The 22,003-nt window shown below is 35.2% G+C and carries 18 protein-coding genes; 13 read left to right on the forward strand and 5 right to left on the reverse strand.

The genetic code is table 11. From position 1 onward, the window contains the following. Positions 1–39: 39 nt before the first annotated feature. A complete protein-coding gene (locus tag DM800_RS17950) occupies positions 40–711 on the reverse strand; it encodes a response regulator transcription factor (RefSeq protein WP_088061791.1) in 672 nt (223 codons plus the stop codon). 329 nt (positions 712–1,040) lie between these two features. On the opposite strand from DM800_RS17950, the gene DM800_RS29650 reads away from it, so the two are divergent. Continuing rightward, the gene (locus DM800_RS29650) at positions 1,041–1,163 is read left to right on the forward strand and encodes a hypothetical protein (protein WP_080492832.1); all 123 of its coding nucleotides are present in this window, start codon (positions 1,041–1,043) and stop codon (positions 1,161–1,163) included. A 510-nt stretch (positions 1,164–1,673) separates the two neighbouring features. Here DM800_RS29650 and DM800_RS17955 read toward each other — a convergent pair. Then, positions 1,674–2,180 (reverse strand): GNAT family N-acetyltransferase, encoded by a 507-nt coding sequence (locus DM800_RS17955; RefSeq protein WP_000405878.1) that lies wholly within the window; start codon positions 2,178–2,180, stop codon positions 1,674–1,676. A gap of 220 nt (positions 2,181–2,400) precedes the next feature. Then, entirely contained in the window at positions 2,401–3,207 is an 807-nt protein-coding gene (fdhD, locus tag DM800_RS17960; protein ID WP_088608954.1) for a formate dehydrogenase accessory sulfurtransferase FdhD, read from the reverse strand. Positions 3,208–3,506: 299 nt separating this feature from the next. On the opposite strand from fdhD, the gene fdhF reads away from it, so the two are divergent. The 7 genes from fdhF to DM800_RS17995 all read left to right on the forward strand — a co-directional run bounded on the left by fdhF (position 3,507) and on the right by DM800_RS17995 (position 15,010). Next, positions 3,507–6,443, forward strand: coding sequence for a formate dehydrogenase subunit alpha (gene fdhF, locus DM800_RS17965; RefSeq protein WP_088608955.1), 2,937 nt, complete (start codon positions 3,507–3,509; stop codon positions 6,441–6,443). Between the two features lie 12 nt (positions 6,444–6,455). Beyond that, a complete protein-coding gene (locus DM800_RS17970; RefSeq protein ID WP_048541641.1) occupies positions 6,456–6,938 on the forward strand; it encodes a helical membrane plugin domain-containing protein in 483 nt (160 codons plus the stop codon). Positions 6,939–7,093: 155 nt separating this feature from the next. After that, positions 7,094–8,965, forward strand: a complete 1,872-nt coding sequence (locus DM800_RS17975; protein WP_088061797.1) for a glycerophosphoryl diester phosphodiesterase membrane domain-containing protein — start codon at positions 7,094–7,096, stop codon at positions 8,963–8,965. Between the two features lie 369 nt (positions 8,966–9,334). Beyond that, positions 9,335–10,468 (forward strand): alanine dehydrogenase, encoded by a 1,134-nt coding sequence (gene ald / locus DM800_RS17980; RefSeq protein ID WP_147787297.1) that lies wholly within the window; start codon positions 9,335–9,337, stop codon positions 10,466–10,468. A 103-nt stretch (positions 10,469–10,571) separates the two neighbouring features. Beyond that, positions 10,572–11,987: an amino acid permease gene (locus tag DM800_RS17985; protein WP_048541647.1), complete on the forward strand. Its 1,416-nt coding sequence runs from the start codon at positions 10,572–10,574 to the stop codon at positions 11,985–11,987. 255 nt (positions 11,988–12,242) lie between these two features. Continuing rightward, a complete protein-coding gene (locus tag DM800_RS17990) occupies positions 12,243–12,620 on the forward strand; it encodes an ArsR/SmtB family transcription factor (protein WP_000918377.1) in 378 nt (125 codons plus the stop codon). 23 nt (positions 12,621–12,643) lie between these two features. Continuing rightward, complete coding sequence (locus DM800_RS17995) at positions 12,644–15,010, forward strand: heavy metal translocating P-type ATPase (RefSeq protein ID WP_147787298.1); 2,367 nt, start codon at positions 12,644–12,646, stop codon at positions 15,008–15,010. Positions 15,011–15,212: 202 nt separating this feature from the next. Here DM800_RS17995 and DM800_RS18000 read toward each other — a convergent pair whose 3' ends face one another. Then, positions 15,213–16,676 (reverse strand): nicotinate phosphoribosyltransferase, encoded by a 1,464-nt coding sequence (locus DM800_RS18000; RefSeq protein WP_147787299.1) that lies wholly within the window; start codon positions 16,674–16,676, stop codon positions 15,213–15,215. Between the two features lie 199 nt (positions 16,677–16,875). On the opposite strand from DM800_RS18000, the gene DM800_RS18005 reads away from it, so the two are divergent. The 3 genes from DM800_RS18005 (at position 16,876) to DM800_RS18015 (ending at position 20,150) form a co-directional block, all read left to right on the forward strand. Beyond that, entirely contained in the window at positions 16,876–18,153 is a 1,278-nt protein-coding gene (locus DM800_RS18005) for a helix-turn-helix domain-containing protein (protein WP_046957358.1), read from the forward strand. Then, a complete protein-coding gene (locus tag DM800_RS18010) occupies positions 18,150–18,278 on the forward strand; it encodes an NprX family peptide pheromone (protein ID WP_087983415.1) in 129 nt (42 codons plus the stop codon). The genes DM800_RS18005 and DM800_RS18010 overlap by 4 nt, the downstream gene beginning before the upstream one ends. Positions 18,279–18,449: 171 nt before the next feature. After that, positions 18,450–20,150, forward strand: a complete 1,701-nt coding sequence (locus tag DM800_RS18015) for a M4 family metallopeptidase (RefSeq protein ID WP_088061807.1) — start codon at positions 18,450–18,452, stop codon at positions 20,148–20,150. 63 nt (positions 20,151–20,213) lie between these two features. Here DM800_RS18015 and DM800_RS18020 read toward each other — a convergent pair whose 3' ends face one another. Next, positions 20,214–20,762 (reverse strand): TVP38/TMEM64 family protein, encoded by a 549-nt coding sequence (locus DM800_RS18020; RefSeq protein WP_046953834.1) that lies wholly within the window; start codon positions 20,760–20,762, stop codon positions 20,214–20,216. A gap of 396 nt (positions 20,763–21,158) precedes the next feature. Here DM800_RS18020 and DM800_RS18025 point away from each other — a divergent pair, with 396 nt between their 5' ends. Then, positions 21,159–21,677 (forward strand): RNase A-like domain-containing lipoprotein, encoded by a 519-nt coding sequence (locus DM800_RS18025; protein ID WP_064477118.1) that lies wholly within the window; start codon positions 21,159–21,161, stop codon positions 21,675–21,677. A gap of 15 nt (positions 21,678–21,692) precedes the next feature. Further along, complete coding sequence (locus DM800_RS18030; protein ID WP_087983406.1) at positions 21,693–21,965, forward strand: hypothetical protein; 273 nt, start codon at positions 21,693–21,695, stop codon at positions 21,963–21,965. Positions 21,966–22,003: the final 38 nt, after the last annotated feature.

The following is a 22,003-nucleotide window of genomic DNA, read 5'->3' on the forward strand; positions in this document are numbered from 1 at the left end:
AAGGGTCAGTGGTATACTATTGTCCACTGACCGAAGTAATTATTCACTTTTCCATTTATATCCGACTTTATAGACAGTTTCTAAGTAATTTTCAACTGGAAATCCTTTTTTGCGTAATTTATCGCGGATATTGCGAATATGTGAATCGATTGTTCTATATTCAATGTCTGTTTCATAACCCCAAATTTTTTCGATTAAATCATCTCGGCTATAAGCACGGTTTGTATTTTGTAAAAATAGTCCAAGTAACGAAAATTCGATAGGAGTCAGTGAGATTTTTTCATCATACACTGTGACAGTATGTTTTGTTTTATCCCACTCAATACCATTGAAGCTAACAAATCCATCTTTCTTTGTACGGCGTAATATAGCCTCAATTCGTGCAACTAATACATGCTCATCAAATGGTTTTGTAATATAGTCATCCGCGCCGATAGTAAGGCCTTTCACCATATCGTAACTTTGATTACGAGCTGTTAGCATAATGATTGGAACGTTGGAAATTTGACGGATTTGATAGCAAGTATCCCATCCATCCATATTCGGCATCATTACATCTAACAAAATAATATCGAAGTCTTTTTGTTCTATTAACTTTAGTGCTTCAAGGCCAGAGGTAGCTTTCATACAAAAATAGCCACGAGGACTTAAGAACAGATCTAATAATCGTAACATACGTTCTTCATCGTCTACTAATAAAATTTTTACCATAATCTTGTGCACCCCAAACTGTTCATTCTACTTGTATAGTTTACATGAAAATGATAAAAAACTCTTTTTATGTGATTGAGTGGAAGAGTGATTTCTCGCTCAGAGTAATTGACATAAAAAATGCACTAGTTTTGCACAACTATTTTTTATAATAGAAAACGTAGCGACACAAAATACCCTATGTTGCGACATAACGTCATGTCATTTTATTTATAAAATGACAATTCCATTCTATTGTGTATGTGAGATAGAGAGGGTTTTCGTATTCACCTCGCATCGGATAAGAAAAATTTCCTATCTCACACTTTTTTTAAAAGGAGATCATACACATGAATCCAAAAGAAGAAATTTCAAAAAAAGAAAAGCAAGATCGTAATACGGTTGTCATGTGCATTACCGTATCTATGGTTATTATTATAAGTTGTGTAAATAAAATTTTGGGGATTTTATAATATAGAAAAAGCTTATTGCTTCTTAAGAAGCAATAAGCTTTTTTTCGTTATTAGGGGAATAGTTTTATATAATAAACCAAGGTAAAATTGCTAACCCAGAAGTTACAATTGCTGTAGTAAATATTAAAAGCATAGCTCGTTTGTTTTGTTTCATGTCACATTCTCCTTTATATATCAATTGAATGCTATACGTTCATTTCATGATTGGTACCTCACTAATGAAAGTGTCACTTTACCCCGCATTAATGGGCAGTAAGAATTCCATCTAAAGATTTAGTGGATGCGAAGAAGTTAGATGGAAGATCAACTGCCCATAAAAGCCCGATTGGTGAGGGCTAATAATCAGTGGAGGTAAAGCTTTCCACTGAGTAAAGTTTCACTTTATACTTTTAGTATAATGAATGGAAAGGTTTGGTACGATCGATAAAGGTGACATGAAGATTACATTGTTGTAATGAAAAAAGCACCTTCCTTAATAAGAAGATGCTTTTAAAAAACTATATTGAAGTATTAATCATTTAAGAACAGAACCATATGTTCCTCGTCCCAATATTGCCCGTTATGTTTTAATGAACGCTCTTGTACGCCGTAAGTTTGGAAGCCTAATGACTCATATAATTTTTTTGCGGCATCGTTACCAACTACAACATCGAGCATAAGTTGTTCTACATGTAATTTATCGGCATTTTCGATAATTGCTTTAATTAGAGCTCTTCCTGCTCCAAGGCCACGCGCTTTTGGGGAAACAAAAACGGAACCGATTTTTGCTTTATGTTCTTGTTTAATGAAAGGCTTTGTTTCTAAAGTAGAAATGCCGATTAAATCGTTATCTTTGAAGACCCCTAGAGTATACTTATCCGGATTGCTTAATCGTTTTGCCATAGCAGCTACAGGATCCTCATGTTTAAGAACATCTTCATAAGAAGAGCTAAAAGCTTCCGGGTTCTTCGTTAAACCTTCCATACAAACTTTTAAATATATTTCTGCGTCCTCTGTCGTTAATAAGCGAATTTCCATAGTTATAACCTCCTTGGTCGAAATAAATCCATTACTTCAATAAGATTGTGTATGCGTTTTGTTAACAGTCTCTTTTAATTTGTAAAAGAATGAAAAGATATATGCTACAATGTTTTGTTTTTAATATGTAATGAAATTATATATTAACTTCATTAACTATTCAAGTCTTTAATATATTACATTTTTATAACTAAAATAACTCCTCAACCGAGGAGTTATTTTAGTTATTCGATTGATAACCATCAATTCGATGTGGATGTGTGTAAATATTGCAAGATTCATTTCTAATAAATCCTACGACTGTAATGCCTAAATCGTGAGCAAGTTGTAATGCTAATTTTGTTGGAGCGGATTTAGATAGAACCATTTCACATCCGATTTTTGAAACTTTGAGTAAAATTTCGGATGAAATACGCCCGCTAAATGCGATGATTTTTCCTTTAACGGATATATCGTTGCGTAAACAATGACCATATATTTTATCTAATGCATTATGTCTTCCAATATCCATTCTTGATAGGAGGATATTGTTTCGATCACATAGCGCGGTATTGTGAACCCCACCGGTTTGGCGAAAGGTAGTGGAAGATTGTTGTAAAGTATTCATTAAGTGAAAGCATTCTTCAGGAGTAATTTTTACATGTATATCATGTAAATCTTTTGCTTTTGCTGCATCGTTAACGAAAATAAAACCTTGTCTACCTTTTCCGCAGCAAGAAGTGATGTATCGTTTATTATATAAAGTTTGATAGAGTGGATTTACTTTTGATGATGTTACATGGACAATTCCGTTATCTTTTTGCACCCATAGTTCTTCAACATCTTTATAGGAAGCAATAATTCCTTCAGAAATTAAAAAACCAATTACCATATCTTCAATATAATTTGGTGTGCATACAACTGTTACATATTCTTCACCATTTAATTTAATAGTAATAGGAGATTCTGTAACAATCTCATCCAGTTGTTTTGAAAATGTACCAGATTGATAGCGTACAATTGTATAAGTCTCTTGCGTAGGCCCCATATTTAATTCCCCTTTTATATGTATTTCTCTCCCATATTTATCATAAAACAATGGGGAAATAAAAACACCTATTAGCAAGGAAATCACAGATTATTTTGGTTATTATTGTATATGTACGATATAATAGAACTGTAGAATAGTGATATTTTCAAGCTTTCGTAGTTATACCTTATAACATCTAGAATCGACTTCATAAGAAAAGTATTCGGACAGAGCGTTCAAAAATATGTACAGTAATGCGATTTTGAAAACGGATTCATAATTGTGTTGTACAGTTGGTTGTAAGGAGAGGGGAAACTATGGCAGAACAGACAGTCCATGTAACCGTGGATGGTAAAGACTTTTCCACATCGGGTGAAAAGACGATACTACAATTATTTAACGAGAGTAATTTGGAACATCCTCAAATTTGTCATGTACCAGAAGTAGATCCAATTCAAACTTGTGATACGTGTATTGTAGAAGTAAATGGGAAGTTATTACGTGCTTGTTCAACAAAATTAGAGAACGGTATGCATATTGAAAGACAGTCCCAGCGTGCAAAAGAGGCACAGACTGAGGCAATGGATCGAATATTAGAGAATCATTTATTGTATTGTACCGTTTGTGATAACAATAATGGTAACTGTAAAGTCCATAACACGGTACATATGATGGGAATTGAAGAACAGAAATATCCGTATGAGCCGAAAGTAAGTGCTTGTGAAGTGGATATGTCACATCCGTTTTATCGGTATGATCCAAATCAATGTATTGCTTGTGGACAGTGTGTAGAAGTATGTCAAAACTTACAGGTTAATGAAACTATATCGATAGACTGGAACTTAGATCGTCCACGTGTTATATGGGATCATGGTGTAAGCATAAATGACTCATCTTGTGTAAGTTGTGGGCAGTGTGTAACAGTATGTCCATGTAATGCGTTAATGGAAAAAACAATGCTAGGTGAAGCTGGGTTCATGACTGGATTAAAACCAGATGTGTTAGATCCAATGATTGATTTTGTAAAGGATGTAGAGCCTGGATATAGTAGTATTTTAGCGGTTTCAGAAGTAGAGGCTGCGATGCGTAAGACGAAAGTTAATAAAACAAAAACAGTTTGTACATTTTGTGGTGTCGGTTGTTCCTTTGAAGTATGGACAAAAGATCGCCATATATTAAAAGTGCAACCTGTTTCAGATGCACCTGTTAATGGTATTTCCACATGTGTAAAAGGTAAATTTGGATGGGACTTTGTAAATAGTGAAGATCGAATTACGAAGCCATTAATTCGCCAAGGAGATATGTTTGTTGAAGCTTCATGGGAAGAAGCATTAGAAGTTGTTGCTTCTAATATGCAGCATATTAAATCTCAATATGGCAGCGACGCATTTGGATTCATTTCTTCATCGAAAGTAACGAATGAAGAAAATTACCTTATGCAAAAACTAGCCCGACAAATATATGGAACGAATAATGTGGACAACTGTTCTCGTTATTGTCAATCTCCAGCGACAGACGGTTTATTTAAAACTGTCGGTATGGGCGGGGATGCTGGAACAGTGAAAGATATAGCTGAAGCAGGCCTTGTTATTATCGTTGGTGCGAATCCAACAGAAGGACATCCTGTACTTGCTACGAGAGTAAAACGTGCTCATAAATTACACGAGCAAAAACTGATTGTAGCAGACCTTCGTAAACATGAAATGGCAGAGCGTGCGGATCTATTTATTCATCCGCGCCAAGGAACGGATTACGTATGGCTTGCAGGTATTACGAAATATATTATTGATCAAGATTGGCACGATAAAAAGTTTTTAGCTGAAAATGTGAAGAACTTTGATGAATATAGCAAAATGTTAGAAAAGTATACGCTTGATTACACAGAAGAAATTACGGGGATTTCTAAAGCTCAGTTAAAAGAAATGGCCCGTATGGTATATGAAGCAGATGGTACTTGTATACTTTGGGGAATGGGTGTAACTCAAAATACAGGAGGAAGTACGACATCAGCAGCAATTTCAAATTTACTACTTGTTACGGGTAACTATCGTCGTCCTGGTGCAGGTGCATACCCATTAAGAGGGCATAATAACGTACAAGGTGCTTGTGATATGGCAACATTACCAAACTGGCTTCCTGGTTATCAAGCAGTATCAGATGATACGCTTCGTGCGAAATTTGAAAAAGCATACGGTACAACTATTCCGAAAGCACCAGGATTAAATAATATTGCAATGTTACTTGCAGCGGAAGAAGGAAAACTACGCGGTATGTATGTCATGGGTGAAGAAATGGCTTTAGTCGATTCAAATGCGAACCATGTGCAACATATTTTATCAAATTTAGACTTCCTCGTTGTTCAAGATATGTTCTTATCAAAAACAGCTCGTTTTGCTGATGTTATTTTACCGGCAGCACCAAGCTTAGAAAAAGAAGGAACGTTTACGAATACAGAGCGCCGTATTCAAAGATTATATGAAGTATTGAAACCGCTTGGTGATTCCAAACCAGACTGGTGGATTTTGCAAAAAGTTGCTCGTGCACTGGGCGGGGATTGGAATTACGAAAGTCCAAGTGAAATTATGGACGAAATCGCATCACTTGCACCGTTATACTCTCAAGCGACGTATGACCGTCTAGAAGGATGGAATAGTTTATGTTGGGGTAGTCATGATGGTAGCGATACACCGCTATTATATGTAGATGGATTTAACTTCCCAGATAAACTTGCTCGTTTATCATTAGATGAATGGGTACCACCGGTTGTAGCGCCAGATGAGTATGATTTACTTTTAAATAATGGTCGTATGCTAGAACATTTCCATGAAGGGAATATGACGAATAAGTCGGCTGGTATTTTATCTAAAGTATCTGAAGTATTCGTTGAAATTTCACCTGAACTCGCTATAGAGCGCAATGTAAAAGATGGTGGTCTTGTAGAATTAGCATCACCATTTGGGAAAATTAAAGTACAAGCGCTTATTACTGATCGTGTAACGGGGAAAGAGCTATATTTACCAATGCATGCAACAGTAAATGAAGAGGCAATCAATATTTTAACTGGGACGGCAACAGACCTTTATACGTGTACACCAGCATATAAACAAACGATGGTGAAAATGCGTGTGTTACGTGAAAAAGGAAATCGTCCGTTACCATCTTCAAACCCGCGAGATAAAAAGCGTAATCCGCAAAATGGTGTTGAAATCGAGCAAAAGTGGCAAAGAAAACAATACGTATCACTTGTGGACTAGGGGGCGGAGATAGTGGCGAAAGAAATTACGTTAATTAAAAAGAAAGTTGTAACAGAGGAAGAACAGAAACAGCAATTAGCAGATGAACTTCTACATGAGCTATCTAATAATCGTGAAGCAGTAGAAGAAACGATGCAGCTTTTAGCACAGTTGCAGAAGGCTGGGATATTAGATGCAGCGATTAGTTTACTTGCTGCGAAGGAAGATGTTTCAAAAATCGCTGTGGAGCAATTAAATCGTGAACCCGTTAAAAATGCACTCAACAATATGATGGGGGCGGGGGAAGCGCTATCTGCAGTTGACCCAGAAGTAACGAAGCAAATCACATCGAGTTTAGTTACTGGATTGCAATTTGCAACAGATGAATTAAATAGTGGTAAAAAAACAAAAGTGATGGATTTCTTTAAAGTGTTAAAAGATCCAGATATCAATAGAGCCATTACATTCGGTTTTAGCTTCTTGAAAGCATTTGGGCAAGGATTAGAGAAAAAATAGGGTAAATGAAAAAGTGATGGGACGTAGCCATCACTTTTTTCATTGTATGTATAAGAGTGTTCATGTTAAGCGGAATATATTATTATTAAAAAGATGGATTAGAAATGGAAATATGGAATCCATCTCAAATATCGTTTTAGAATATGGAGGAATATATGCAACACCGTAAAAGACTATCTATACCAGGAGTAATGAGACATTCCTTTCAAACTGTTAGATTTGCTTTTTGGAATGTGTTAACATTCCAACTTGCTTATAAATTGTTAGCAGCGATTGTGTTTATCCCACTTTTCGGTATTATTTTCAATAAGTTGTTGTACTTTGGTGGGTATGCAAACGCAACAAATGATGAGTTATTAGCATTTTTGAAAACACCATACGGGATTTTGGCGATTTTAATTTTATCTATATTGGCATTGTTTCTTATATTTACAGAGTTTGCAGTACTTATTATCATTTCGTACTTCGCTCATAAAAGGCAAAAGGTGAGACTACGTCCAATTTTGTATAAAACAGTAACGTATTTACCTTCCCTGTTTACATATTGCTTACCCGGATTTGTTTTGTATGCAGTTGTACTATTACCACTATTAAGTATGGGATATAAATCTGCATTGATTCCTGAAATTCAAATTCCTAATTTTATTACAGGTGAACTATTTAAGACAACAATGGGGCAAGTTGGATATTATACTTTCTTTGCTGTAGTTGCCTATTTAAATCTTCGTTGGATTTTTGTTTTACCTATTATCGTTTTAGAGAAGAAGCCGTTCCGTACGGCAGCACGAAAAAGTGCGAACTTAGTAAAAGAAAGCTTCTTTAAAGTATTGTTCTTTTTAGTAGGTTTTTTCATATCTGTAGGAATCGTCTTTCTTTTATGTGTAGGAATTTATTTACTTTGTCTGTGGGGAGTGTATGAATTTACGAACCCAGAAGGGACATTTGCACTACTAGCAGAGTCAACTATTTCAGTCTTCTTAACAAGTACATTGTACCTATTTAGCTTTATTATGACGCCGTTTTATATTATGGCGTTAACAAGATTGTATTTACAAAAGGTTGCGGTCGAAGATGTTTTATTAGAAGAAGGATTAGATTATTCGAAAACGAAAGCAGATAAATGTTTCTTCCAAAAACATCGTTGGAAATTTATTGGCGTATATATTGTAGGAATTATTACTGCTGGAATGGTTGTTGCTTTCATTGTGACCTTTATTACAAACACATATAAAGAACCAATTATTATGGCGCATCGTGGTTATATTTCAAAAGGTGTAGAGAATACGAAAGAAGCTGTGCAGGGGGCTATTGATGCGAAAGCAGACTACGCTGAAATTGATGTACTGCAAACGAAAGACGGTGAACTAGCAGTTATACATGATTTGAAGCTAAAGCGTCTTGCTAATGCTAATGTTCATGTGTCAGATTTAACGATGGATGAGTTAAGGCAGCTTACTCTTAGTCAAGACGGATTGTCAGGACAAATCAGTACACTTGATGAGATCATTAAGCTGTCAAAGAACAAAATCAAACTTAATATTGAAGTGAAGCTTCATGGTGGCGAAAAAGATTTCGTAAACAAAGTATTAAAAGTGATTAAAGATAATGAATTTGAGAAACAATGTGTCATTCAAACGCTACACTATCCGCTTATTAAAGAGTTTAAACGTGCAAATCCAAATATAAAAGTAGGATATATACTGTATGCAAGTAGAGCCAACTTAAAGAATGTGAAGGCTGATTTTTATGTAGCAGAAGAATACATGTTAAATAAGAAATTAGTAAAAGAAGCAAGAAAGTTAAACAAGCCGATTTACGTATGGACGGTAAATGATATGGAAAGTTTAAAGGGATATTATAAATTAAACGTAGATGGTATCATCACCGATTATCCTGAAGATGCACGCGAAACAATTAAGATGTTAAAAGAGCAAGAAGCGGAAGAAAGTGATCTGTTTGATAAAATTAGCGAAACAACAGATGATTTATTTTCCAAGTTATTTATAAGTTACCCAGCTGCTGGCTAAATGCCTGCAGCTGTTTTTTTAGGAAAAGAATATATCTCTAAAGTATTGTACAAATTATTAACTGTATATGTATACGGAATCACTCGGGTTTCTTACATTGTTACATTATTGTCGAATAATAAATGATTACTTCTTATTTTTAGGGCGTATAATAAAAATAGAGTGATAGATAATGAAATGGCATGAAGATGCTAATAGAATCAATGTTTTATATATTTACACTATTCTAAAAATATAAACTTTTAAAAAATGATATGTTAGCGTTTTCATAACTTTTAAGTTATGCTAGAATAAGGACATAAGTTATTAATTATTACAAAAAGAAAAAAGACTTTCTTTTTTCTGTTAATTATAAGGGGGCATTTCATTATGCGTATTGGGGTACCAGCAGAAATTAAAAACAACGAAAACCGTGTGGCAATGACACCAGCAGGTGTTGTACATTTAATTCGTAACAATCACGAAGTATTCATTCAAAAGGGTGCAGGTCTAGGATCTGGTTTCACAGATGCTCAGTATGTTGAAGCGGGAGCAAAAATTGTTGATACGGCTGAAGAAGCTTGGAACATGGAAATGGTTATGAAAGTTAAGGAACCAGTTGAAAGCGAATATAAACACTTCAGCGAAGGTTTAATCTTATTCACATACTTACACTTAGCTCCAGAACCAGAATTAACAAAAGCGTTAATTGAGAAGAAAGTTGTTGCGATTGCATACGAAACAGTACAATTAGAAAACCGTTCTCTACCATTACTTGCACCTATGAGTGAAGTAGCTGGTCGTATGGCTGCACAAATTGGTGCACAATTCCTTGAGAAAAACAAAGGCGGTAAAGGTATCTTACTTGCAGGTGTTCCAGGGGTTAAACGTGGTAAAGTAACAATCATCGGTGGTGGACAAGCTGGTACAAATGCTGCTAAAATTGCAGTTGGACTAGGTGCGGATGTAACAATCATCGACTTAAGTGCAGAACGTCTTCGTCAATTAGATGACATTTTCGGAAACCAAGTAAAAACTTTAATGTCTAATCCTTACAATATTGCAGAAGCTGTAAAAGAGTCTGATCTTGTAATCGGTGCAGTATTAATCCCAGGTGCAAAAGCGCCAAAACTTGTAACAGAAGAAATGATTCAATCAATGGAACCAGGTTCTGTTGTTGTAGATATCGCGATTGACCAAGGTGGTATTTTCGAAACAACTGACCGTATTACAACTCATGATAACCCAACTTACGAAAAACACGGCGTTGTTCATTATGCAGTTGCAAACATGCCAGGTGCGGTTCCACGTACATCAACTCTTGCATTAACAAACGTAACAGTACCATATGCAGTACAAATTGCTAACAAAGGCTATAAAGAAGCTTGCCTAGGCAACGCTGCATTACTAAAAGGTATTAACACATTAGACGGCTATGTAACATTCGAAGCAGTTGCAGAAGCTCACGGTGTAGAGTACAAAGGTGCTAAAGAATTATTAGAAGCAGAAACAGTATCTTGCTAATAGAAGCATTATACAAAACAAAATCGAACAATATATAAACCAACATGATAAGAGCTAAGAGTGAAGATCTCTTAGCTCTTCTTGGCAAAAGGGGGCATACATCGTGGCCAACCTATTTAAAAAGAAATCCGTTACGCAATTGTTAGGGGAAAGTAAAAGTAAAACTTTAACGAAAACGCTAGGGGCATTCGACCTAACAATGCTAGGGATTGGTGCGATAATCGGTACAGGAGTTCTAGTATTAACAGGATTAGTAGCAGCAAGAGATGCTGGTCCAGCAGTTATTTTTTCATTCATGATAGCAGCAATTGTTTGTGGATTTGCAGCATTATGTTATGCAGAAGTTGCATCTACACTTCCTGTTTCAGGTAGTGTGTACACATATTCATATGCAACAATTGGTGAGTTTGTTGCCCATTTAATGGGATGGACATTGTTATCCGTATATGTCGTAACAACTGCCGCAGTAGCTGGCGGATGGACGGGTTATTTCAATAACTTAGTTAGTGGATTAGGACTTGAAATTCCTAAAGCCTTGTTAACGATTCCATCGCAAGGTGGTATGGTGAACTTACCCGCAATTATCGTTACGTTGGTGATAACTTGGTTATTATCACGAGGTACGAAAGAAAGTAAGCGTGTGAATAACATAATGGTATTAATTAAAATTGGTATTGTTGTTTTATTCATTGCAGTTGGTGTATTCTACGTGAAACCAGAAAACTGGATACCATTTGCACCGTACGGCATAAGTGGAGTTTTCGCCGGAGGAGCAGCAGTATTCTTTGCTTTCTTAGGATTTGATGCATTAGCAACTTCTGCTGAAGAAGTAAAAAATCCGCAACGTGATCTACCGATTGGTATTATTGCTTCGTTAGTTATTTGTACAATCATTTATGTTGTAGTTTGTCTCGTTATGACAGGTATGGTTTCTTATAAGGAATTAGATGTACCTGAAGCTATGGCATATGTGTTAGAAGTTGTAGGACAAGATAAAGTGGCTGGTGTAATTGCTATTGGAGCTGTAATCGGAATTATGGCTGTAATTTTCGCTTACATTTATGCAACAACTCGTGTATTCTTCGCAATGAGCCGTGACGGTTTATTGCCAAAATCTTTCGCGAAAATTAACAAGAAGACTGAAGCTCCAACATTTTCAGTTTGGTTAACAGGAATTGGTAGTGCTTTAATTGCTGGATTTATCGATTTAAAAGAATTGTCGAATTTAGCGAATATTGGAGCGTTATTAACATTCGCCATGGTTGGTGTAACTGTTATCATTCTTCGTAAAACGCATCCGAAATTACAACGTGGATTTATGGTACCACTTGTACCGATCTTACCGATTATTTCAGTTGCATGTTGTCTATTCTTAATGGTAAATTTACCATTAAAAACATGGATATACTTCGGTGTTTGGTTAGCAATCGGAGTAGTTGTATACTTTGTTTATTCGAAAAAACATAGTCATTTAAAAGACGATGGAAGTTCGCAGGATAATTTAGAACAAGCTAATTAAAAGGGATATAAGTATAGTAAGCCTTGTGCGTCTAGGGAGCGCGCAAGGCTTTTTTCTTTTGTGCAAAATTTACATCCTTTTTTGTATGAGAATGTAATGGATGTGGAAAATATGTGTAAGCCTTATTAAAATATGAACAAAATGTTCGGAAAAATGTATGAGATTTCATTGACACATATGAATGGACGCTCATATAATAAGAGTATAAGATATATGAATGATTGTTCATATGTTCAAATGAAGAGGTGAGCTATAATGGCTGGAAATAAAGTAGAAACACCACAAGAGACATGTTCTCAAACGATAATTCATGAAGAAGTTGTTGATCAAGTAAAACAAACAATTCCAACTGATGAAAGTTTAAGTAAAGTAGCAGAACTATTTAAAGTATTAGGTGATCGTACACGTACGAGAATATTACATGCGTTATTTGAAGCAGAAATGTGTGTGTGTGATTTAGCGTATTTATTAGGAATGACACAATCATCTATTTCACATCAGCTTCGTGTGTTAAAGCAAGCGAAACTTGTAAAGAATCGTAAAGAAGGAAAGGTCGTTTATTATTCGTTAGCTGACCAGCACGTAATTCATATCTTCGAGCAAGCGTTTGAACACGTAAACGAGGAAGAATAAAAAGAACGCGAGGAGGGAGAACGATGGCTGAAGCATTAGTGAAAAAGAAACTGGTGTTAGAAGGTTTAGATTGTGCGAACTGTGCAATGAAAATTGAAAAAGGCGTTGGGAATATAGAAGGAGTAAATTCTTGTTCTGTAAATTTCGCGACAAAAACAATGGTTTTAGAAACAGCACAAAATACAGAAAGCGAAGTTGTTACAGAAGCAAAACAACTCGTTACAAAATTAGAACCGCACATTAAAGTACAAGAAGAAAACAACACAAAATTAGCGAAAGAAGTATTTATATTAGAAGGTTTAGATTGCGCAAACTGTGCGATGAAGATTGAAAATAAAGTGAAAGAAATGCCCACTGTTTCAGCAGCAACTGTTGATTTCGTATCAAAGAAATTAAGAGTCGAAGTAGCGAATAAAAGAGAATTAGAAGCGACTATAGCAAATATAACAAATGTCGTTCAAAAGTTAGAACCAGATGTAAAAGTTGTTCGTGAAGAAAAAGGTGGTCATGACCACGGACATAGTCACGACCATGGTGAAGCAAATGTGAAAAAGATGGTAGGACGATTAGTGGTCGGCGGAATTTTGACAGCAATTGCTGCATTAGCTGGCTTACCACAAATGATAACAATTCCGTTATTCGTCCTTGCGTATTTATTAATAGGCGGAGATATCGTTTGGAGAGCGGTAAGAAACATAACTCGCGGCCAAGTGTTCGATGAGAACTTCTTAATGGCAATTGCAACACTAGGAGCTTTTGCGATTCAACAATATTCAGAAGCTGTTGCGGTAATGCTATTCTATCAAGTAGGGGAACTATTCCAAAGTATTGCGGTCAATCGCTCCCGAAAGTCAATTACTTCATTAATGGATATCCGTCCTGATTATGCGAATGTGAAGGTTGGAAATGAAACGAAACAAGTATCACCAGAAGATGTACAAATCGGCGATTATATTATCGTGAAGCCTGGTGAGAAAGTACCATTAGACGGAAAAGTAGTTGAGGGAACATCAATGGTAGATACTTCAGCATTGACTGGTGAATCTGTACCACGTGAAGTCGAAGTTGGAAATGATGTATTAAGTGGTTTTGTGAACCAAAATGGCGTATTAACAATTGAAGTTACAAAAGAATTTGGTGAATCAACTGTATCAAAAATTTTAGATTTAGTTCAAAATGCAAGCAGTAAAAAAGCGCCAACAGAAAACTTTATTACGAAGTTCGCGCGTTACTACACTCCGGTTGTAGTTATTACAGCAGCGATCATGGCGTTTATTCCACCACTTATTTTAGAAGGAGCTACATTCTCAGAATGGATTTATAGAGCTTTAGTGTTCTTAGTAATCTCTTGTCCATGTGCGTTAGTTGTATCTATTCCTCTTGGATTCTTTGGAGGAATTGGTGGTGCATCTAAAAGTGGTGTGTTAATAAAAGGAAGTAACTATTTAGAAGCTTTAAATGATGTGAAATATATTGTTTTTGATAAAACAGGAACATTAACAAAAGGTGTCTTCAAAGTTACAAAAATGGAACCAAGCGAAGGTATTACAAATGAAGAATTATTAGAGTATGCAACATTTGCTGAAGTGTATTCTAATCATCCAATTGCACAATCTATTCGAAAAGCATACGGAAAATCAATTGATGAAAAAATAATCGATGAGTATAGCGAAATTTCTGGTCACGGTACAGTCGTAAAAGTACAAGGAAAAGAAATTTTTGCAGGTAATGCTAAATTAATGAAAAAAGAAAACATTACATTTAAGCAACCAGAAACGGTAGGTACATTAGTTCACGTTGCTGTAGATGGGGAATATGCAGGTTATATCGTTATCTCTGATGAGGTAAAAGAAGATTCAAAACAAGCAATTCAAAAATTAAAAGAACTAGGTATTAAGAAGACAGTCATGTTAACGGGTGATGCAAAATCCGTTGGTGAAGCTGTTGGTAAAGAATTAGGTTTAGATGAAGTTCACGCAGAACTATTACCGCAACAAAAAGTCGAAGAGATTGAAAAAATTGATGCGGCGAAGAACGGAAAAGAAAAAGTTGCTTTTGTTGGTGATGGTATTAATGACACACCGGTATTAGCAAGAGCAGATGTTGGTATTGCGATGGGTGGTTTAGGATCAGATGCAGCGATTGAGGCGGCAGACATTGTTATTATGACTGATGAGCCTTCAAAAATTGCAACAGCCTTAAATATTGCAAAACGCACACGACGCATTGTATGGCAGAATATCATCTTTGCATTAGGGGTAAAAGGACTAGTTTTATTACTTGGTGCTTTTGGTATTGCAACAATGTGGGAAGCTGTCTTCTCAGATGTTGGTGTGACACTACTTGCAGTGTTAAATGCAATGCGTGTACTACGAGTGAAAGATTTATAAAAAAGAGGACGCAACCTGCGTCCTCTTTTTTAGGTTATTTTGTTGAAATTGACTCAATAAAATAATAACAAATATTATTTTGTAAATAAATAACGTAATATTAAAATTTACAAATAAAAAATATTTGTCGTACTATTTTAATATATTTTCCACAAAGATACATATCGTATTGAAAAAACAGAGAAGGAAAAGCTTCTCTGTTTTATTTTTGTATATTTTTTTCAACTTGTTCTCGAACGGTTTGAATGTAATTCATTTTATGATCCCAACATTCTTGACTTAAATCGACAGGGTACTCTTCGGGATTTAAAGTTCGCATATATTCTTCCCAAAATAGTGCGAGACTCTGTTCATTATATTTTTGAATATCTAATATACCTGGTAGTTCATATGTTCTTTCGCCGTTAATGAAAATGTCTTTATGCAGTTCGCGTGCTTCAAAGTTTGTTACAAATTTACTTATATACGTGTGAACAGGATGAAACATTTTTAAACGTTCTTCTTTTCCTGGCTCTTCAGAATCTAATGCAATATAATCGCCTTCTGCATGATCGTTAACTCGATTGATAATGCGATAAATTCGTTTCAGTCCTGGAGTGGTAATTTTTTCAGGGTTAGATGAAATTTTAATTGTATCATTTAACTTTCCATCAGTATCTTCAATCGCAACTAGTTTATAGACAGCCCCTAACGCTGGTTGTTCAAAGGACGTAATTAATTTTGTTCCAACGCCCCATACATCAATTTTTGCGCCTTGAGATTTCAAATGCATAATTGTGTATTCATCTAAATCGCTAGAAGCAATAATTTTTGTATTTGTAAACCCAGCTTCATCTAGTAGTTTTCTTGCCTTTTTAGATAAATAAGCCATATCACCACTATCAAGGCGAATGCCGTAAAAATCGATAAGATCTCCAAACTCCTTCGCGACGCGAATTGCATTTGGAACACCTGATTTTAAAGTGTCGTATGTATCAACGAGAAAGACACATTTTTTATGAGTTTCAGCGTATTTCTTAAACGCGACATATTCATCGCGATATGCTTGAACGAAAGAGTGAGCGTGTGTGCCTGCTACAGGTATTCCGAAGCGTTTCCCAGCTCGTACGTTACTCGTAGATGAGAAACCACCAATAAAGGCAGCTCGTGTGCCCCAAAGAGCTGCATCAAACTCGTGGGCACGTCTTGTACCAAATTCTAAAAGTTCATCATTATTTGCAGCGTGCTTCATACGAGCAGCTTTTGTTGCAATTAATGTTTGGTAATTCACAATGTTTAACAGGGCAGTTTCAATAATTTGTGCTTCGCCGAGTGGTGCATCAACACGTAATAAAGGCTCGTTATTAAATACAACTTCACCTTCTTGCATACTTCGAACGGTCCCAGTGAATTTCATATTTTGTAAATACTGAAGGAATTCTTCTTCAAATTGTAATTCTGCTAAATAAGCGATATCGCTTTCGGTAAAGCTGAAGTTTTCTATGTACTCTACAATCTTTTCAAGGCCAGCAAAAACAGCATAACCGTTCTCGAATGGAAGCTTTCGAAAGTATAAATCAAACACCGAGCGGCGATTATGAATACCATCTTTCCAATATGTATAAGCCATATTAATTTGATATAAATCTGTATGTAAGGCATAGCTATCGTCTTTATAATAAGCCATCGCGAAAACACCTCCATAATTTGGTTATAGTATACCAATTTTTCACCGCTCGTAGCAAAGAATGGATATGAAAGTAGAGTCAAGAGGGAAAAAAATGAAATAATGCATATTTTTTAGAAAATTAACATTTATCAATTTATATTTCTCAAGATTTTATGTATTATTAGAGTAATGGGGGTAATGAGAATGGAGGAGGACAATGCAACAAACATTAGAAAAAATAGGCAAACAAGTCTTTTATAAACGGCTACAGCAAAAAATGACACAAGAAGAATTATGTCAGGGCATTTGTTCTGTCTCATACTTAAGTAAAATCGAAAATGGAAAGATCGAGGCATCAGAAGAAATTCTACAATTGCTCTGCACAAGGTTAGAAATTGCCGTGACGGATTTGAGAGATGTAGAAGAAGATGTGAAGGGGAAGCTAGATGAATGGTTGAATGCACTAATCCGTTTGGATAAGGCACAGATTGAACGCATACGTAAAGAACTGGAAGAGGATATGCAAAGTGTTCAAGATTTTGAAATCATAAATTATTATAAATTACTTAATATACGCTATTTACTGATGAAAAGAGAATTGTCGGCAATCGCAGAAGAATTAGAGAAGCTTAAGAAGGCATATAAGAAATTTTCACCTTTTCAGAAGTTATTATATACGTATAGTAAGGGATTATTATGCTGTTTACAATATAAGTGGAAAAAAGGATTAGAGGATTTACTTGAGACAGAGATCATGGCTAAAGAACTTGGATATCATGAGACAGGAATTTATTATAATATTGCACTTACTTATAGTCATTTGGAAATTCAGCATCTTACTTTACATTTTGCGAATATCGCATTAGAGGCATTTAGGAGTGAGTATAAATTTCGGAATGTGATAAATTGTCAAATTCTCATTGCATTGAGTTATGCAGAACAAGGGCAATATGAAGAAGCTTTAACAATGTATGAGAATATATTGAGGGAAGCGGAGGCTTTTGCAGATAAAGATGTTCTTATGTCTATTACTCTAAGTAATATGGGGAATATATATTACAAAAAGAAAAAATATCAGCAAGCAAAAGAGCACTATTTAGAGAGTTTACAACTTCAAAAACAAGTAGATTTAAATTATATAGATACAGTATATGAAATGGCACTATCGTGTATTAAATTAGAGCAGTTTGAAGAAGCGAAAGAATGGATTAATAAAGGCGTTACTGCTGCTAAACGTGAAGAGCGTTTTAATACAAAATTATATTTGATCCTTATGCTTCAATATAAGTATTTTGGAGAAGCGAAAGAATACAAAGAATTTTTAGAATTAGAAGCGATACCTTTTTATAAATCAGCAGGAAATAAAATTGAATTAAAGAAAGTATATATAGAACTTGCAGAATATTTTGCTCAATCATTAAAATTTGAACAAAGTAATCAATATTATAAATTAGTTATTGAAATGTTAGAAAATCATAAGGAGGATGGAAAATGAAAAAAGTAGTAGCTGGAATTTTAACATTGGCAGTAGTGCTTACAATTGTTGGTGGAGTACAATATACGAATAAGCCAGATACTTATGCATTAGATGCTAATGCATCGCAAGAAGTAAATTTATAATATTGAGAAACCCCTTTCCAATCGGAAAGGGGTTTTTTCAATATTTGTTCCTCAAAATTCTACAAAACTTGAGAAAATAATTATTTGAATTTTTAGTATATTAATAGTGGAAACATAGTGCTACGATAAAACTACTCTTTTTCAAAAAATAATTTATTAGGGGGAAGATTCATGAAAAAGAAAAGTTTAGCGTTAGTGTTAGCGGCAGGAATGGCAGTTACAACGTTTGGAGGGACAGGCTCTGCATTTGCGGATTCTAAAAATGTGCTCTCTACGAAGAAGTACAATGAAACGGTGCAATCACCTGAGTTTATTTCTGGTGATCTAACTGGAGCGACTGGTAAGAAAGCAGAATCTGTTGTGTTTGATTACTTAAACGCAGCAAAAGGTGATTATAAGTTAGGGGAAAAGAGTGCGCAAGATTCTTTCAAAGTAAAACAAGTGAAAAAAGATGCTGTAACTGATTCAACAGTAGTACGTATGCAACAAGTATACGAAGGAGTACCTGTATGGGGTTCTACGCAAGTAGCTCATGTAAGTAAAGATGGTTCTTTAAAAGTATTGTCTGGAACAGTTGCACCTGATTTAGACAAAAAAGAAAAGTTGAAGAATAAAAATAAGATCGAGGGCGCAAAAGCAATTGAAATTGCGCAAAAAGATTTAGGTGTTACACCTAAGTATGAGGTAGAACCAAAAGCGGACTTATATGTATATCAAAATGGTGAAGAAACAACATATGCATACGTTGTAAATCTAAACTTCTTAGATCCAAGCCCAGGAAACTACTACTATTTCATTGAAGCAGAAAGCGGTAAAGTATTAAATAAGTTTAATACAATCGATCATGTGACGAATGATGATAAGTCACCAGTTAAACAAGAGGCTCCTAAGCAAGATGCAAAAGCAGTTGTAAAGCCTGTAACAGGAACAAATAAAGTAGGAACTGGTAAAGGGGTATTAGGAGATACGAAATCGCTTAATACAACGTTATCTGGATCATCTTACTACTTACAAGATAATACACGCGGGGCAACGATTTTCACATATGATGCGAAAAATCGTTCAACATTACCAGGAACATTATGGGCAGATGCAGATAATGTTTTCAATGCAGCGTATGATGCAGCAGCGGTAGATGCTCATTACTATGCAGGTAAAACATATGATTACTATAAAGCTACATTTAATAGAAATTCTATTAATGATGCAGGAGCGCCGTTAAAATCAACAGTTCATTACGGAAGTAATTATAATAATGCATTCTGGAACGGATCACAAATGGTATACGGAGATGGTGATGGTGTAACGTTTACTTCATTATCTGGTGGAATTGATGTAATTGGTCATGAATTAACGCATGCGGTTACGGAAAATAGCTCGAATTTAATTTATCAAAATGAATCAGGAGCATTAAATGAAGCAATTTCTGATATCTTTGGTACATTAGTAGAGTTCTATGATAACCGTAATCCAGATTGGGAGATTGGTGAAGATATTTACACGCCTGGTAAAGCAGGAGACGCACTTCGCTCTATGAGTGATCCGGCGAAATATGGTGATCCAGATCATTATTCTAAGCGTTACACTGGTTCAAGTGATAACGGTGGAGTTCATACGAACAGTGGTATCATTAACAAACAAGCTTATTTATTAGCAAATGGTGGTACACATTCTGGTGTAACTGTAACTGGTATTGGTAAAGATAAGTTAGGTGCAATTTATTACCGTGCAAATACACAATATTTCACGCAATCTACTACATTTAGCCAAGCTCGTGCTGGTGCAGTACAAGCTGCAGCTGATTTATATGGTGCGACTTCTGCGGAAGTAGCAGCAGTTAAGCAATCATTTAGTGCTGTTGGTGTAAACTAAGGGTTTAAGAGAGTATTATTAATAAAATACTTCAAAAATAAAGAAGGAGCCTATGCTCCTTCTTTATTTTTTTCTCCATTTTTTCCACAAATAAAACAATCCAACACAACCCGCTATTGTTACAATCCACTTCGCTTCATTCGTTCCATTCATGACATGATAGGCAGAATATACTTCGATTAACAAAGCCGGTATTTTACCTATTGTGCTGGCAATACTGAAAGAGAGTAATGACATTTTGCCTAGAGCGGCAAATAAAGTAACGATACTTGATGGGATGAAAGGTATGAATCGAAACGATAGAACGAGTAGAAAGGCCTCTCTACCTTCTACATAAAGTAGGCGTTCTACCTTTGGATACTTATTTACTTTGTTGTGAGTGAATTTCTGAAGGCCTATACGATAAATATAAAACGAGATAATAGCCCCTAATGCCTCACCTGCGATCGAAATAATGGTCCCGTTTGTTACACCAAAGAGCTGTATGTTAATAGCGGTCAAAAAAATACTAGGGATAAAACCTAAAAGACTGATGATGACGTTAATTAAGATACTAAGTGGAATTGCGATTGAATAATAGTCTGTTAAGAAGTTTTGAATTGTTTCAGCCATTGTTTAAAATCCTTTATCTTTTTTTGCATTACACCATATTTCCATTGTGTAGGCAAGCACAAATTTACATAATGTAGAAAACGTTGATAAAACACCATCAATATACCTTATATAGGTATTGGGTATATTGAATTGGGGGTATATTTTATTTTTTAGAAAATCACCAAAAAACTCTTTTTTAAAGGGAATGTTTAGCTATTTTAGGGGTGATTTAATCTGGGAAATAATTATAAAAACATAGGGGTATATTTCGGAGAGGGTCCAAAATAGTAGTTTGATGAAACTAGGGTGGTAATATGGCAAAATTGATGAGGAATTTTAAAAATGTATATGTTTTTTCGTTGTGAAATTGACTTTTAGTGAAGTTACGATAATAATCATGGAAGAGGTGATATTATGAAACGAATAAGTAGTCTTCTCTTGAGTAGTTTATTGGCATTAATGCTGATCTTAAGTGGATGTGCAGGAAAAGAACAAAAAACAGAGAAACAAACAGGGAATCAATCGACATCAGTAGAAAAAATTAGTGATAATATTTTAGATGAAATGGAAGGGCCACCTAAAAATGGTCATACGATTGAAAGACATGTAGGAAAATCAGAAGAGGATTTGAAGAATCGCTTGAAGACAGATAAAGTATCAGCGGCAAGTACATACTATGATAAGGAAACAGCGACGAAAGCTGTAAAAGATAGTTTGAAGCAGCATGATAAGGAAATTCAAGATTGGTTAAAAAATTCTAAAGAGGCTCGTCTCGTATTAAATACAACTCATTCATTCCCAGTTGGAAAAACGGTAATAAAGAAAAATATGAATGTAAAAGACAAGTTAGTAAAAACTGTTACTGTTTTGGCGAGAGATAAGTCAGGAGATTTAGGATATAAGATCATTACTTCTTATCCATCTGATAAATAAGAAGGGGGAGTAAATATGTATACGACATTACAATATTTTCTCAAATCGTATTGTACGTTAAGTATCCATGAGGATGAGATAGTAGGCGTGATGGAAGAGTTTATAGAGCAAGAAGATGAAGAAATTGTTTTGAAATTACGCAATGAATTATTATATATGAAGAAAAAAAACGCTTGGGAAGAGGCGTGTGTATTAGCTGCGAAGCAAGGAAATCGCATGTGGTCTTTAGAAGAAACGAAAGACCATCTTGAAGCTTTTTTACTACTATTGCAAAAGAAAAAGGCGTGAATAGATCACGCCTTTTTGTTTGCCAATTTGATGGTGTC

The organism is Bacillus sp. AY18-3, assembly GCF_008042305.1.
Lineage (GTDB): Bacteria > Bacillota > Bacilli > Bacillales > Bacillaceae_G > Bacillus_A > Bacillus_A wiedmannii.